Below are 15545 nucleotides of genomic sequence, written 5' to 3' on the forward strand. Positions count from 1 at the left end.
CGAGGGGGAAAGTTACGACTCTTCACCCCTTCCGGTGGCGCGACGGACAACCGTCCGTCGCGCCTTCGGCAGATCCGCTTGAGTTCTCCCGCGGCCGGACGCCAGACCGACGGCGACCGCCTGAAACGGGAGATCGGGGGTGCCACTCGTGCGGATCGGACTACTCACGGAAGGTGGTTATCCGTATGCGACGGGCGAGGCCAGGCTGTGGTGCGACCGGCTCGTGCGCGGCCTCCCGCAGCACGAGTTCGAGCTGTACGCGCTGAGCCGCGACGCCGAGCAGGAGCGGGCTCGGGTACCGCTCCCCGACCACGTGACCCAGGTCCGCACGGCCCCCCTGTGGGCCCCCGCCGACGACGGCCGGACGTACTCCCGGCGCGAACGGCGGCGGTTCGCCGCCTGCTTCGGGGAACTGGTCCGGGGCATCTGCGCCGAAGAGCCCGAGCCGTTCGCCGCGGGCCTGTACGGGCTCGCCGAACTGGGCCGCGAGCAGGGCGGTCTGTACGCCGCGCTGCGGTCGGAGTCCGCGGTGCGGCTGCTGGAGTCCGCCTGCCGGGCGCCGGGCGCGGGCCGCACCGTACAGGCGGTGCAGGTCGTCGACCTGCTGGAGTTCGTCGACGAGCTGGAGCCCACGCTGCGGCCGCTGTCCCTCGACTGGTACGAGGAGGACGGCCGGCCCGGGAGCCTCGGCGGGGTCGACATCTGCCACGCGGCCGCCGGAGGGGTGGCCGCCCTCCCCGGACTGCTGGCCAAACGCTTCTTCGGGGTCCCGCTGCTGGTCACCGAGTACGGGGTGCAGCTGCGCTCCCACTACCTGGAGCAGCGGCGGGCCTCCCGGCCCGCCGTGCGGGCCCTGCTCGCAGCCTTCCAGCTGAGGCTGGCCGGCGAGATCTACGCCCGGGCCGATCTCCTGACCCCCGGAAACGCGCACGCCCGGCGCTGGCAGGAGCGGTGCGGCGCCCCGCGGGAGCGGGTGCGGACGGTGTACCCGGGCATGGAGGCGGACCGATTCGCCACCGTCGGGGAGGCCGTGGACTGCGGGGACCCCGGGACGCTGGTGTGGACCGGCCGCATCGAGCCCGCGAAGGACCTCGTCGGACTGCTGCACGCCTTCGCCGAGGTCCGCAGGGCCGAACCGGGGACCCGGCTGCGGATCTTCGCCACCGCCGCGGCCCCCGGCTACCTCGCCGACTGCCGCTCGCTCGCGGCGCAGCTCTTCCCGGACGAGGCCGCCGACGCCGTGACGGCCGGGGAGAACCCGGTGACGTTCGAGGAGATCGGCGGCCCCGACGCCGCGTCCCCGGCGGAGGCGTACGGGGCGGGCCGGATCGCCGTGCTGTCCTCGGTGATCGAGGGCTTCCCGGTCACCCTGGCCGAGGCGATGTTCAGCGGCCGGGCCACCGTGTCCACGGACGTGGGCGCGGTGTGCGAGGTCATCGGCGGCACGGGACTCGTCGTGCCGCCGCGCAATCCGCGGGCGCTGGCCGACGCGTGCCTGTCGCTGCTGCGGGACCCCGAACGGGCGCAGCGCCTGGGCGCGGCCGCGCGGGCGCGGGCGCTGGAGCTGTTCACGGTCGAGCAGAACGTGGACGCGTTCCGGGACATCTACCTGTGGCTGCTGGCCCGGGGCGCGGGGGCGCGGACGGACGGCGAGGTGCCGTTCGCGCGGCCGGCGGAGGCGAGGGTCCCGGGCCACTGGACCAGCCCGGCGTGGTCCTTGCCGGCCCGGGCTGCCGCCCAGGACCCGGCCCCGGAGGCGGCGCTGTGACCGCCGTGGATCCGGGCATGTCCCCCTTCCCGGGGGGACCCGCCGCCCCGGCCTTCCCCGCTGCGCCGGGGGCGAATCCAGCCCCTCCGGCGTTTGAGGGGCGGGGCCCCGGCGGCCCAGCCGCACCTACGGGGTCCGGCGCGGCGCCGTTGCCGGGGGCGCTGCCCCCGGACCCCCGCTCCTCAAACGCCGGAGGGGCTGAGCCAGCCGGCGGGGCGGGATTCGCCCCCGGCGGGGCGGAGGGCAACGGCGGGGCTGGATTGGCCCGCGGCGAGGTCGAGGGTGCGGTCAAGGGGGGGTCGGCGGGGCGGCGGCGGGGTGCCGGGGATCCCGTCAAGGCGCTGCTGCACCGGCACCGGGAGCTCTGCGAACGCGCCGTCGACCCGCTGGAGATCGCCGCCGGCCTGGAGGCGCACGGGATCACCGACCGTACCGCCGCACGCTTCCGGCACCGGGACGTCTTCTCCCTCGCCGAGGAGCTCTACGCCCGCACCCCGCGCGGCGAGCACCCCGGCGCACGGCCGGCCCGCGTCCCGGCGGGGGCCCGCGCGTTCCGGGGGTTCGGGTACGCCCTGCTGCCCGGGGCGGCCGGGCTCGGCGCGGCCGCCGCCGGTGCGGCGTGGGCCGGGGGCCTCACCGTGGCGGTCACCGTGGCCGCCCTGGTGTGGCCCGGGCGTTCCGCCGGGCCCCGGCTCGCCTGGGCGCCGTACGCGCTGGCCGCCGCGGTCACCGGCTGGGCCGTGCACCGGCACGGCACCGCCCTCGGCGTCGGCCTCGCGCTGGCCGTCGCCCCCGCCCACCTGGCCGCCGAGGCCTTCGCCGCCCGGGCCCGGACCCGGCTCGCCGGGAGCCGGGCACTGGAGGAGTTCGCCGACCGTGCCCGGCCCCTGTTCCTCGCGGCGGTCGTGCTCTTCGCCGCGGCAGCCGCGGGGGCGGCGGCCCTCGCCGGGGCGCCGCTGCGCGTGGCCGTGCCGCTCGCCCTGCTGCTGTTCCTCACCCGCCTGCTCCTCCGGCACGGCGCCCGCAGGGCCCCGCTCGCCGTGGCGCTGGCGTTCGCCCTGGTCCCGGTACCGGCCGCGGCGCTCGCCGCCGTCGCGGGACTCCTCGTACAGGCCGTTCTCGTGCTGGCCCGGGCTTCCGCGCACGCACGTACCTGACATCGCCCCACCCATCCACACCCACCGACCCACTCGATCCACAAGGAGAAGGACATGACCGGGCAGCCAACCAAGCAGGGGGTCACGCGATGAGGGTGCTGCTGATCGGAGCCAACGGATACCTCGGCCGCTACGTCGCCGACCGGCTGCTCGCCGACCCCGCCGTGCAGCTCACCGCTCTCGGCCGGGGGGACGACGCCGACGTACGGTTCGACCTCGCGACCGGCAGCCCCGGCGCGCTCACCCGCTTCCTCGACGCCGTCCACCCCGGCGTCGTCATCAACTGCGCCGGCGCCACCCGCGGCGGCGCCCGGGAGCTCACCCGGCACAACACCGTCGCCGTGGCGACGATCTGCGAGTCGCTGCGCCGCAGCGGCTGCGGCGCGCGGCTCGTCCAGCTCGGCTGCGCCGCCGAGTACGGGCCCAGCCAGCCCGGGTCCTCGACGGCCGAGGACGCCGTGCCGAGACCCGGAGGCCCGTACGGCGTCAGCAAACTGGCCGCGACCGAACTGGTGCTGGGCTCCGGGCTGGACGCCGTCGTGCTGCGGATCTTCTCGCCCGTCGGCCCCGGCACCCCCGCCGGATCCCCGCTGGGCCGCCTCGCCGAGGCGATGCGCCGCGCCATGCAGTCCGGCGACGGGGAGCTCAAGCTCAGCGGGCTCGGCGTGCAGCGCGACTTCGTGGACGTGCGGGACGTGGCGCGGGCCGTGCACGCCGCCTCCCTGTCCGCGGCCCAGGGCGTGGTGAACATCGGCACCGGCCGCGCGGTCCGGCTGCGGGACGCGGCCGCCGTGCTGGCGCGGGTCGCCGGATACGGCGGAGCCCTGCACGAGCTGGACCTGCCCGGGCAGCAGCACGGCCATCCGGGCCGGCCGGGCCTCCCCGCCATCGCGTCGCCGCGCTCCGAGGCCACCGCCGAGCAGATCGCCGCCTCGGTCCCGCAGTCGTACCCGTACCCCGACGGCTGCGGCGCCTGGCAGCAGGCCGATGTCCGCACCGCCCGCGACCGGCTCGGCTGGCGGCCCCGGATCAACCTGGAGGAGTCCCTGGCGGACATCTGGATGGAGGCGGCGTGCCGTATCTGACCACCCCGCCCGGGACGGCAGCGTCCGCCGCGACCGGGGCCGGCCGGATCGGCCTCGGCATCCCCGGCTACGCGCACCCGCTGCTCGCCCCCGTCGAATGGGCCGAGCTGACCCGCCCCGGCACCCCCCTGCACTGGGCCGTGCTCAACGTCACTGACGGGCCGGGCGGCCGGCCCGACCCGCACTGCTCGGAGGCCGCGGCGAAGCTCCGCGCGGCCGGCGGCACGGTGCTCGGGCATCTCGCCGTGCGGGACGGCGCGCGTTCCTTCGGCGAGCTGGTCTCCGACGCCCACCGCTTCCGCGACTGGTACGGGGTCGGCGGCTTCTACCTGGCCGGGGCCCCCGCCGACCGGGCGGAACTCGCCTCGGTGCGCCGGGTCGTGGACGCCCTGCGCGGGCTGGGCGAGGCCCCGCTGATCGTGCTCGGTCACGGCACCCACCCGTACGAGGGCTACGCGGAGATCGCCGACCAGCTGGTCACCTTCTCCGGGTCCTGGGCCGACTACCGCTGGTCGCAGGTGGCCGAGTGGACCGCCGACCACCCGCCGGAGCGCTTCTGCCACCTCGTCCACGGAGTGCCGCGCACGCACCTGGAGGAGGCCGTCCGCATCGCCCGCTGGCAGGGCGCGGGCACGATCTGGTTCACGGACCGGCGGGCCACGCCCGACCGCGATCCCTGGGAGTCGATGCCCGGGTACTGGGACGAAATCGTCTCGCGGATCGGGACGGGTGTCTCGGAATGAAAAAGGGCGTGGCACTGTTACGGGATAGAACAACCTACAAATCCCCCGCGCCCGCGGGGATGACCCTGGAGTCCCCGTGTCGCTGCCACCCCTGGTCGAGCCAGCTGCTGAGCTCACCGTTGACGAGGTCCGCCGGTACTCGCGTCACCTGATCATCCCCGATGTCGGGATGGACGGCCAGAAGCGCCTGAAGAACGCCAAGGTGCTCGCCGTGGGTGCCGGTGGCCTCGGTTCGCCCGCCCTCATGTACCTTGCCGCGGCCGGCGTCGGCACGCTGGGCATCGTGGAGTTCGACGAGGTCGACGAGTCGAACCTGCAGCGCCAGATCATCCACAGCCAGTCGGACATCGGCCGCTCCAAGGCCGAGTCCGCCCGCGACTCCGTCCTCGGCATCAACCCGTACGTGAACGTGATCCTGCACGAAGAGCGGCTCGAGGCCGACAACGTGATGGAGATCTTCAGCCAGTACGATTTGATCGTCGACGGCACGGACAACTTCGCCACCCGCTACCTGGTGAACGATGCCTGCGTGCTGCTGAACAAGCCGTACGTGTGGGGTTCGATCTACCGCTTCGACGGCCAGGCCTCGGTCTTCTGGTCCGAGCACGGCCCGTGCTACCGCTGCCTGTACCCGGAGCCCCCGCCGCCGGGCATGGTCCCGAGCTGCGCCGAGGGCGGCGTGCTGGGCGTGCTCTGCGCGTCCATCGGGTCGATCCAGGTCACCGAGGCGATCAAGGTCCTCACGGGCGTCGGCGAGCCGCTGGTCGGCCGCCTGATGATCTACGACGCCCTGGAGATGCAGTACCGCCAGGTCAAGGTCCGCAAGGACCCCGACTGCGCGGTCTGCGGTCCGAACGCGACCGTCACCGAGCTCATCGACTACGAGGCCTTCTGCGGCGTCGTGTCGGAGGAGGCCCAGGAGGCTGCCGCCGGTTCGACGATCACTCCCAAGCAGCTCAAGGAGTGGATCGACACGGACGAGAAGATCGAGATCATCGACGTCCGCGAGGTCAACGAGTACGAGATCGTCTCGATCCCCGGCGCGAAGCTGATCCCCAAGGGCGAGTTCCTGATGGGCAACGCCCTCCAGGACCTGCCGCAGGACAAGAAGATCGTCTTGCACTGCAAGACGGGTGTCCGCAGTGCGGAAGTCCTCGCGGTGCTGAAGTCCGCGGGCTTCGCCGACGCGGTCCACGTCGGTGGCGGCGTCATCGGCTGGGTCCACCAGATCGAGCCCGAGAAGCCGGTCTACTAAGCCGTACCGAGGAGGGGCCGGCCCGCGCACGCGCGGGCCGGCCCCTCCTCTTTTCGCGTCTTCTCCGTGCCCGTGCCCTCACGCCCCTTCGGGGGGCTCGGGCGCCACCGGCGTCCCCGTGGCTTCCTTCGTCGCCGTGCAGACGGTGCCGGCCTTCGGCGTCTTCCCGTCCAGCAGGTACGAGTTGACCGCTCCCTGCACGCACGCGTCGCCGCTGTTGTACGCGCCGTGGCCCTCGCCCTTGTACGTGAGCTCCACGCCGACGCCCTTGCCGAGCCGCTCCACCATGTTCCGGGCACCCTCGTACGGGGTGGCCGGGTCGCCGGTGTTGCCGACCACCAGGATGGGCGCGGAGCCGGGGGCGGAGACGTCCGGTGTCTCCCAGGCGCCCGGGACCGGCCAGCCGGTGCAGCTCATCATGGCCCAGCCGAGGAAGTCCCCGAAGACGGGCGAGGCGGCGCGGAAGGCGGGCAGCCCGGCCTTGGTCTGCTCCAGCGTGTAGCGGTCCTTGGAGTCCGCGCAGTTGATCGCGGAGTTCGCGGCCCCGATGTTGCTGTACTGGCCGTGCTCGTCCCTGCCGTTGAGCGCGTCGGAGAGCGCCATCAGCAGCTGGCCCTGGCCGCCCTCGGCCTCGTCGAGGCCCTGCTCCAGCAACGGCCACAACTCCTTGGAGTACAGGGCCTGCGCGATGCCGTTGGTCGCGGCGGACTCGGTGAGCTTCCGGTCCCCGATGCCGGGGATGGGCTTCGCCGCCAGCTCCTTCTGGAGCTTGATGACGTTCGCCTCGATCTCCTTGGCGGTGCTGCCCTGGAGCTTGCACTCGTCACCGCGGTCCACGCAGTCCTGGGCGAAGTTGCCGAGGGCGAGCTGGAAGCCCTTGGCCTGGCCGAGCGCGCCCTCCTCGGAGTTCTTGGTGGGGTCGACGACGGCGTCGAAGACGGCCCGGCCGACGTTCTTGGGGAACAGGTGGGCGTAGACCCCGCCGAGCTCGGTGCCGTAGGAGATGCCGAAGTAGTTCAGCTTCTCATCGCCGAGGGCCTGGCGGATGCGGTCCATGTCGCGGGCGGCGTTCTCCGTGCCGACGTACGGCAGGACCTTGGCGGAGTTCCGCTCGCAGGCCCGCTGGTACTGCTTGATGCCGTCGGTGAAGGCCTTCTCCTGCTCGGGGGTGGCGGGGGAGGAGTCCTGCGCGTAGTACGCGTCCAGCTGCTTGTCGCCCAGGCAGCGGACGGGGACGCTCCGGCCGACCCCGCGGGGGTCGAAGCTGACCAGGTCGTAGCGCTCGCGCAGGGCGTCGTACTCCTTGGCGGCGCCGGGCAGGGTGCTGATGCCGGACCCGCCGGGGCCGCCGAAGTTGAAGACGAGCGAACCGAGCCGCTTGTCCTTGTCCCGGGCCTTGGCGCGGATCAGGGCGATCGGGATGGTCTCGCCCTCGGGCTTCGCGTAGTCGAGGGGGACGTCGAGGGTGGCGCACTGCCAGCCCTTGGGGGGTGCCTGCCCGCCGCCCTCCAGGGGGGTGGGTGCGGGACAGTCCTCCCACTTCAGCGGCTTGGCGTGCCGGGTGCCGTCGGCGTTCACCTTCTCGCCCCCGTTCACGTCGCCGTCGTCGGAGCACGCGCTGGTGGCGAGCAGCGTGGCCGCGAGGGCGGCGCCGGCGGTGACCCGGAGGGCGTATGTCGACATACCCCCATCCTCCGCGCCAGGCGCCCCACCCGCCCCCGCGCTGACCCATCCGTGTCCCGTGGGCCCGGGCCGCGGCCTCGCCCTGGCCGGGGGATAGCGGCCGGCCCCGCCGGCGTTTGAGGCGCGGGCGCGGAGCGCCGCAGGGGTGCCGGCCCCCGGGCCCGCACGGGGCACGGGCCCGGGGGCCGGCACCCCCGGCCGACAACCCGAGCCGGAGGCTAGATCGCTTCCTTGCGGGTCAGGAAGTTGAACGACACCCACCCCGGCAGCACCGGCAGCCAGAACGTCATCAGCCGGAACAACAGCACCGCCGAGATCGCGACCTCCTTCTCCAGACCGGCCGCGATCAGACCCAGCGTCAGCGTCGTCTCCACCGCGCCGATACCACCCGGCGTCGGCGCGGCGGAGCCCAGCGCGTTGCCCGCCAGGAAGACCACCGCGATGCTCGCGTAGCTGATGGCCTCGCCGCCCCCGAACGCACGGATCGACGCGTCCAGGCACATCACGAAGCAGCCGGTCAGCAGCAGCATCCCGCCGATGCCCGTCATCAGCTTCTGGGGCCGCTGGAGCACGTCCAGCATGCGCGGCACCACCCCCGCGAACAGCGCCCGTACCCGCGTCACGACGAACTTCCGCATGAACGGGACCGCCGTCACCACCAGCACCAGCACCGCCACCGTCAGCAGACCCGCGATGACCGTCCTCGACGGGGTCATCTCGGGGGTCTTCTCGGTCCCCGTCAGATAGCCGAAGGACAGCAGCAGCAGGATGTGGCTCGCCAGTCCGAAGAGCTGCGAGGCGCCCACGCTCGCGACCGCCAGCCCCGGCCGGACCCCCGCGCGCTGCAGGAAGCGCGTGTTCAGCGCGACACCGCCCACCGCCGCCGGCGCCACCAGCTTCACGAAGGACCCGGCCACCTGCGCGACCACCGTCCGCAGGAACGGCACCCGCTCCGGCACGAAGCCCAGCAGGCTCATCGCCGCCGCGAAGTAGCTGAGCGCCGAGAAGGCGAGCGCCGCCCCGACCCAGCCCCACTGCGCCTTGCCGATGATGGTCCCGAAGTCCACGTGCGCGAGCTGCGTCAGCAGGAAGTACGCGCCGAACGCGCCCGCGATGAACGACACCAGCGTCCGCGGCCGGATCCGCTCCAGCCGGGCCGGCTCCACCGGGGCCTGCGGGCGGATCAGCAGCACCTGCTGGCGGATCTGGCTCAGCAGGTCCTCCTCCCGGGCCCCGTCCAGCGCGTCGTCCAGCGCCCTCTTCTGGGCCTTGCGGTCGGCGACCGGGTTCGTGTCCGATCCGGCCGCCTCCCGCGCGGCCTTCGCCGCCCGCGAGGACTCCAGTACGGCCTCCCGCTGCCGGTCCGCCCGTTCCCGGGCCAGCCTGCGCAGCGTGGCCCGGGTGGACCGGCTCAGCGCGATCGGCTGGAGCAGCGGCAGGCAGTCCGCGACCGTGTCCGGGCCGAGCACCGACACCGCCGAGGCCACCGAGCGCTCCGCGCCGACCCGCAGACCGAGGGTGGTCAGCAGCTGCGCGACGTCCATCCGCAGCACCAGGTCACCGGCCGCGATCTCGCCGCCGCGCAGGTCGGTGAGGACGACGTTGCCGGAACGATCCACCACCAACGCGTCCCCCGTGAGCCGCCGGTGCGCGATCCGCCGCGACTGCAGGGCCCGCACCTGCTTCCACGTGTTGCGGGTCAGGTCGTCCGTGATCTCCTCGTCGGGGAGGGAGTCCAGGGTCCGCCCGTCCAGGTGCTCGTACACGAGCATCACGGCGTCCGGGCCGAGCTCGGAGGTGGCGATCAGCTTCGGTGCGTTGGCGCCGGCCGCGATGGCCGCGTACGCGAGGAGGGCCTCCTGCTCCAGCGCCTGGCGCAGCGACTGCAGGCTGCGCCGGGTGGTGATGCCCCGCAGGGTGAGCCGGCGCCAGACCCGGTAGAAGAACCCCTGGGCCTGCTGTTCGCGGTCGACCACCGTGACGTCGAGCGGCGGGCCGTCCTCCAGCGTGACGTGGTAGCGCCGCCCCCGGTCGCCCACCTCGGAGGCCTCCGGGCCGCCCTCGGCCGGCTGCTCGGCGCGCATCGCGCTGACCGGCTGGAAACCGACCCGGCGCAGGCCCGCGAGGAGGTTCTGCCCGGTGGGGCGGACGTTCGGGGAGCCGACCGCGTACAGGGTGCCGTACGCCACGCTCCAGCCGATGAGCACGGTGAGGATGATCGAGAAGGGCGTCGTGTAGCCGCTGACCAGCATCGTGAAGGCGTCGAGCAGCAGAACCACCCACAGCGCCACGCGCCAGCGCGGTCTGCGGGTCATCCCGACCGCCGTCATGTACGCGATCACGGGCGCGAGGTAGCCGTGCACCGGATCGGTGAGGTCCCCGGCCGTGCCGGCGGGGAGCGTCAGGGCGTCCTGGATGGTCTCGGGGGCGGCCTGGGAGACCCACAGGTCGGTGGCGAGGGTGACCCCGTGCGCGAGGACGGCGGCGAGCACGCCGTCGGCGATGCGCAGTCCGTCGCGCTTGATCAGCCGCTCGATGGCGAAGGCGACGGGGAGCAGCAGCACGGCGATGCTGGAGACCAGCGCCGCGACCTTGATCAGCAGGTCGGGCGCGGCTCCGGTGCCCTGGTTGATGTCGGCTTCCAGGCCGGCGGTGGTGCCGTGGGCGAAGGCGGAGATGCCGAGCACGACGGCGATACCGAGGATGCCGACGAGGAGGCGTACCAGGTCGGACGGCCGGTGCACGCGGGCGGCGAGCAGGGGTTCGTCGACCTCGACCCGGTCGGCGGCGGTGGGGGAGTGCCCGTGCGGGCCGTCCCCGGGCGCGCCGCCGTGCTGCGCGGGGCCCTCACCCGGGGAATCCGGGCGGGGGGAGGTGCCGTCGTGACGAGCGCGGTCGTGGGTGCTGTGGCTCTCGCCGTCGCCGTCGCCCGGGCGCGCGTCCCCGTCCGTCCCCGCGCCGTTCGGAGGGCTCACACCCTGCTCCTTCGTCGTCACATCCGTCTCTTCTTGATCACGTATCACCAGTCACCGCCCGGAAGATGGTGGCACGGACCGACCGGGGCGCGGGGCATCAGGGTGCGCGCCGGTATGGAACCGGGGCTTCCGCCGGCGGGCCGCCGACGTGCTGCACCATGGGCCGGATGAGCGAGGAACTGCCCGCGTACGCGGAGCACGTACTGGAGGCGGCCGAGCGGATTCCGCCCGGCCGGGTGATGACGTACGGGGACGTCGCCGAGTGGCTCGGCGAGGGCGGACCGCGTCAGGTCGGGCGCGTCATGGCCCTGTACGGGGGAGCCGTGCCCTGGTGGCGCGTGGTGCGGGCGGACGGCGTACCCCTGCCCGGACACGAACTGCGCGCGCTGGAGCACTACCGGGCGGAGGCCACCCCGCTGCGACTGACCGCCGGCGGCGAGGCACGGCTGGACATGCGCCGGGCGCGCTGGGACGGGGCGCCCGGGGACCCCGGCCGGGACGGCACGCGCGACGAGGCTCACACCTGACAGCTTCGGCCATGCGGCGCCCGAGCGGGCGGTCGAGGGAAGGCGCGAACGCCCGTACGGGGTACCCGGGGGGACTGCGCGGCGTCGGCCGGTTGCCGTAGCGTTGCCTCTTCGGCTTCTGCGCGAACCGCCGCGGAGCCACCCGCAGACCCCCACCCCCACCCAGGACGACCAGGACCGGCACCTCACGTGATCACCCCTTCCTCCGACGCCGACCGCCGCACCGAACGGCGGCGTACGCGGACCCCCGACGCGTACCGCCTCGTGCGCACCGGGCCGGAACGGGTGGATCCCCCTGTGCTGGACGCAGCCCAGCGGTCGGTGGTTGAGCACACCCGCGGACCCCTGCTGGTCCTGGCCGGACCCGGCACCGGCAAGACCACCACGCTGGTCGAAGCGGTGACCGCCCGCGTGGAGGCGGGCACGGACCCGGCCCGCATCCTCATCCTCACCTTCAGCCGCAAGGCCGCCGTGGAACTGCGCGACCGGACCGCCCTGCGCCTCGGCGGGGCGCGGGCGCCGCAGGCCACCACCTTCCACTCCTTCTGCTACGGGCTGGTCCGCGCCCACCAGGACACCGACCTCTTCGCGGACCCGCTGCGGCTGCTGTCCGGCGCGGAGCAGGACGTCATGGTCCGCACCCTGCTGGAGGGCCAGCGCCGCTCCCGTTCGATCCGCTGGCCGGACGACCTCCGCGCGGCGCTCACCACGCGCGGCTTCGCCGACGAGGTCCGCGCGGTGCTGGCCCGCGCCCGCGAGCTGGGTCTGGGCCCCTCCGCGCTGTCCTCCTTCGCCGACCGGATCGGCCGCCCGGACTGGAAGGCGGCCGCGGCCTTCCTCTCCGAGTACCTGGACGTCCTGGACCTGCAGGGCATGCTGGACTACGCGGAACTCCTGCACCGGGCCGTCCTCCTCGCGGAGCGCACCCCGTCCCTCTCCTCCTCCTACGACGCGATCTTCGTGGACGAGTACCAGGACACGGACGCCTCCCAGCTGCGGCTGCTGCGCGCGCTGACCGGCCCCGGCGGCACGCTGACCGCCTTCGGCGACCCCGACCAGTCGATCTACGCCTTCCGCGGCGCCGACATCAACAACACCCTGGACTTCGAGTCCGCGTTCCCGGGCGCGGCGGTACGGGCCCTGACGGTCGGCCGCCGCTCGCGCTCCGTGCTGCTGTCCGCCACCCGCCTCCTGACCACCCGCATGCCGGTGCCCCGCCTCCCGGCCGCCGCCGTCCGCGCCCACCGCGCGCTCACGCCCACGCGGGAGGGCGGCTCGGTGGAGGTGTACACGTACCCCACGGCCGGCGCCGAGCTGGACAACATCGCCGACATCCTGCGCCGCGCGCACCTGGAGGACGGCGTGCCGTGGCGGGACATGGCCGTCCTGGTCCGCTCCGGCGGCCGTACCCTCCCGGCGATGCGGCGCGCCCTGATCACGGCGGGCGTCCCCGCCGAGACCGACGCCACGGCCACCCCCCTCCGCCACGAACCGGCGGTGTCCCCCCTCCTCACGGCCCTCCGCGCCGCAGCCACCGCCACCCCGCCCACGGCGGGGACGGCCACGGCCGCTCCCGCTGCGGTGGGCGAGCCGGCCGACGCCCCGGTCGCACCGGCCGTGGGCAGCGCCGCGGGCGAGGGTCCGGCCGACGCGGGCGAGCCCGCTCGCGACTCCGGGGCGGGTGAGCGGGAAACCCTCCCCGGTACCGCCGCACCCGGCGAGGCCGTACCCGGCAACGCCGCACCTGGCTCCGCCGCGGAGCCGGACTCCGAGCCCGCCGCAGGCGACGCCGCACCCGGCGAGGCCGCCGAGCCGGACTCCGAGCCCGCCGCAGGCGACACGGCCGGATGGATCGGCGTCGAGGCCGCCCTCGAACTGCTCGGCTCCCCCCTCGGGGGGATGGACGCCGCCGACCTGCGCCGCCTCGGCCGGGCCCTCCGCGACGAGGAACGCGCCGCAGGCGTGAAGGTGCCGCCGCCCTCCGACGTACTCCTCGCCCGCGCCCTGGCGGAGCCCGAACGGCTCACCGCCCACGACCCCGCCTACGCCCGCGGCGCCCAGCGCCTCGGCCTCCTCCTGCGCAAGGCCCGCGAGCTCCTCCAGGGCGGCGGCACCGCCGAAGAGGCCCTCTGGACCCTCTGGGACGGCACCCCCTGGCCGCAGCGCCTGGAGCGGCAGGCCCGCCGCGGCGGCACCGCCGGCCGCAACGCCGACCGCGACCTCGACGCGGTCTGCGCCCTCTTCGACACCGCCGCGCGCGCGGAGGAACGCACCGGCGGCCGCGGCGCCCTCAACTTCCTCGAACAGCTCGAGGCCGAGGACATCGCCGCCGACACCCTCACCGGCACCGCGGCCCGCCCCGACGCCGTCCGGCTGATGACGGCCCACCGCTCCAAGGGCCTCGAATGGGGTCTCGTCGTCGTCGCCGGCGTGCAGGAGGGGCTCTGGCCCGACCTGCGCCGCCGAGGCTCCCTCCTGGAGGCCGACCGCATCGGCCGCGACGGCCTCGCCGAGCCCCTCACCCCCGGCGCGCTCCTCGCCGAGGAGCGCCGCCTCTTCTACGTCGCCGCCACCCGCGCCCGCGACCGCCTCGTGGTCACCGCCGTCAAGGCCCCCGCCGAGGACGGCGACCAGCCCTCCCGCTTCCTCACCGAGCTCGGCGTCACCCCCAAGGACGTCACCGGGCGCCCCCGCCGCCCCCTCGCCGTCCCCGCGCTCGTCGCCGAGCTCCGCGCCACCACCGTCGACCCCGAGGCCTCGCCCCAGCTCCGCGAGGCGGCCGCCCGCCGCCTCGCCCGGCTCGCCGCGCTCACCGACGACGAGGGCCGGCCCCTCGTACCCGCAGCGCACCCGCAGCGCTGGTGGGGCCTGTACGAACCCACCCGCAGCAGCGTCCCGCTGCGCGACCGGGACCGGCCCGTCGCCCTGTCCGGCAGCGCCCTGGACCAGCTCGCGAACACCTGCTCCCTCCAGTGGTTCCTCGGCCGCGAGGTCAAGGCCGACGCCCCCTCCACCGCCGCCCAGGGCTTCGGCAACGTCGTCCACGTCCTCGCCGACGAGGTCGCCTCCGGCCGTACCCCCGCCGACCTGGCCGTCCTCATGGAACGGCTCGACTCCGTGTGGGACGCCCTCGCCTTCGACGCGCCGTGGAAGTCCCGCCAGGAGAAGGAGAACGCCCGCGCCGCCCTCGAACGCTTCCTGCGCTGGCACACCACCGACCGCGGGGGCCGGGCCGCCGTCGCCACGGAGCACGAGTTCGACGTCACCCTCGACGCGGGCGAGTACGCCGTCCGCATCCGCGGGTCCATGGACCGCGTCGAAGCGGACCCGCAGGGGCGCGCGTACGTCGTCGACTTCAAGACCGGCAAGTCCTCGCCCACGAAGGCCGAGGTCGCCCGCCATCCCCAGCTCGCCGTCTACCAGCTCGCGGTACGCGAGGGCGCCGTCGACGAGGTCTTCGACGGGCTGCGCCCCGAGCCGGGCGGCGCGGAACTCGTCCAGCTCCGCCAGGGCTCCGACGATCCGAAGATCCAGGCGCAGCAGCCGCTCGACGGCGAGTGGGTCGGGGACCTCCTCGCCACCGCCGCGGGCCGGGTCCTGGAGGAGCGCTTCGCGCCCGTCACCGGCCGCCAGTGCGACCACTGCTCCTTCCGCGCTTCCTGCAGCGCCCGCCCCGAAGGCCGCCAGACGATCGAGTGACGGCCCCCAGCCAACCCCAGCCCCACCGGGCCCGCGCCAGCCCCGCCGGCGCTTGAGGCGCGAGCCCGGGCGGGCCCGATCCAGCCTCGCCGGCGTTTGAGGCGCGGGGTCTGGGGCGGCGCCCCATCCAGCCCCGCCCGCGTTCAAGCCGCGGGGCCGGGGCGGACCCAGATCCAGCCTCGCCGGCGTTTGAGGCGCGGGGTCCGGGGCGGACCCAGATCCAGCCTCGCCGGCGTTTGAGGCGCGGGTCCGGGCGGAGCCCGGGGAACGGTGGAAGGGCGGGTAGGGGACCAGCTCCGCGCAGCGGCCCGCACGCAGGGGCCGCCGGGGCCGGGCGCGCGCCGGGGTACCTCCTCGGGCGTCGAACCTGCAGAGGCACTGGTAAGCAAGCGTGGTTGCGTTCGACGCCCTGCGGGGGCACCCCGCCGCACACCCGACCCCGACGGCGCGGGGGTGTCAGGCTGGCCGGGCCCCAGCGTTCCAACGCCCTGCGGGGGCACCCCGCCGCACGCCCGACCCCGCCGGCGCGGGGGTGGCAACGGGGGCCAGCTCCGCCGGGCACCCGACCCCGCCGGCGCGGGGGTGTCAGGCTGGCCGGGCCCCGGGGTTCAAACGCCCAGGGCACCCCGCCGCACACCCGACCCCGCCGCCGC

General features: G+C 74.9%; 9 protein-coding genes. 7 read left to right on the forward strand and 2 right to left on the reverse strand.

Features of this window, described 5'->3' with window-relative positions; genetic code table 11:
* Positions 1 to 148 precede the first annotated feature (148 nt).
* From ACZ6Y1_RS17575 to moeZ, 5 genes are all read left to right on the forward strand, one after another.
* Positions 149 to 1768, forward strand: coding sequence for a DUF3492 domain-containing protein (locus ACZ6Y1_RS17575; RefSeq protein ID WP_469629699.1), 1620 nt, complete (start codon positions 149 to 151; stop codon positions 1766 to 1768).
* Positions 1769 to 2028: 260 nt separating this feature from the next.
* Positions 2029 to 2925 (forward strand): hypothetical protein, encoded by an 897-nt coding sequence (locus ACZ6Y1_RS17580; protein WP_469629702.1) that lies wholly within the window; start codon positions 2029 to 2031, stop codon positions 2923 to 2925.
* 89 nt (positions 2926 to 3014) lie between these two features.
* Complete coding sequence (locus tag ACZ6Y1_RS17585) at positions 3015 to 4010, forward strand: NAD-dependent epimerase/dehydratase (protein ID WP_469629704.1); 996 nt, start codon at positions 3015 to 3017, stop codon at positions 4008 to 4010.
* A complete protein-coding gene (locus ACZ6Y1_RS17590) occupies positions 3998 to 4753 on the forward strand; it encodes a spherulation-specific family 4 protein (RefSeq protein ID WP_469629708.1) in 756 nt (251 codons plus the stop codon). Before ACZ6Y1_RS17585 ends, ACZ6Y1_RS17590 begins: the two co-directional genes overlap by 13 nt.
* Before the next feature lie 76 nt (positions 4754 to 4829).
* Entirely contained in the window at positions 4830 to 6008 is a 1179-nt protein-coding gene (gene moeZ / locus ACZ6Y1_RS17595) for an adenylyltransferase/sulfurtransferase MoeZ (protein WP_469629711.1), read from the forward strand.
* A 78-nt stretch (positions 6009 to 6086) separates the two neighbouring features.
* Here moeZ and ACZ6Y1_RS17600 read toward each other — a convergent pair whose 3' ends face one another.
* Both ACZ6Y1_RS17600 and ACZ6Y1_RS17605 read right to left on the reverse strand, forming a co-directional pair.
* Positions 6087 to 7691, reverse strand: a complete 1605-nt coding sequence (locus ACZ6Y1_RS17600) for an alpha/beta hydrolase (protein ID WP_469629714.1) — start codon at positions 7689 to 7691, stop codon at positions 6087 to 6089.
* A 218-nt stretch (positions 7692 to 7909) separates the two neighbouring features.
* Positions 7910 to 10714, reverse strand: coding sequence for a lysylphosphatidylglycerol synthase transmembrane domain-containing protein (locus ACZ6Y1_RS17605; RefSeq protein WP_469629717.1), 2805 nt, complete (start codon positions 10712 to 10714; stop codon positions 7910 to 7912).
* A gap of 110 nt (positions 10715 to 10824) precedes the next feature.
* Between ACZ6Y1_RS17605 and ACZ6Y1_RS17610 the strand changes: the two genes are divergently transcribed.
* Both ACZ6Y1_RS17610 and ACZ6Y1_RS17615 read left to right on the forward strand, forming a co-directional pair.
* Positions 10825 to 11193, forward strand: a complete 369-nt coding sequence (locus ACZ6Y1_RS17610; RefSeq protein WP_469629722.1) for an MGMT family protein — start codon at positions 10825 to 10827, stop codon at positions 11191 to 11193.
* 264 nt (positions 11194 to 11457) lie between these two features.
* On the forward strand, positions 11458 to 14892 hold the full coding sequence (locus tag ACZ6Y1_RS17615; protein WP_469629987.1) for an ATP-dependent helicase: 3435 nt from the start codon (positions 11458 to 11460) through the stop codon (positions 14890 to 14892).
* Positions 14893 to 15545 lie beyond the last annotated feature (653 nt).

This window comes from Streptomyces sp. NPDC053432 (assembly GCF_055585365.1).

Bases quoted from the DNA above. Each gene is read 5' to 3' on its own strand.
- ACZ6Y1_RS17585 (WP_469629704.1), top strand. From the start codon at position 3,015: ATGAGGGTGCTGCTGATCGGAGCCAACGGATACCTCGGCCGCTACGTC.
- ACZ6Y1_RS17600 (WP_469629714.1), bottom strand. From the start codon at position 7,691: ATGTCGACATACGCCCTCCGGGTCACCGCCGGCGCCGCCCTCGCGGCC.
- ACZ6Y1_RS17610 (WP_469629722.1), top strand. From the start codon at position 10,825: ATGGGCCGGATGAGCGAGGAACTGCCCGCGTACGCGGAGCACGTACTG.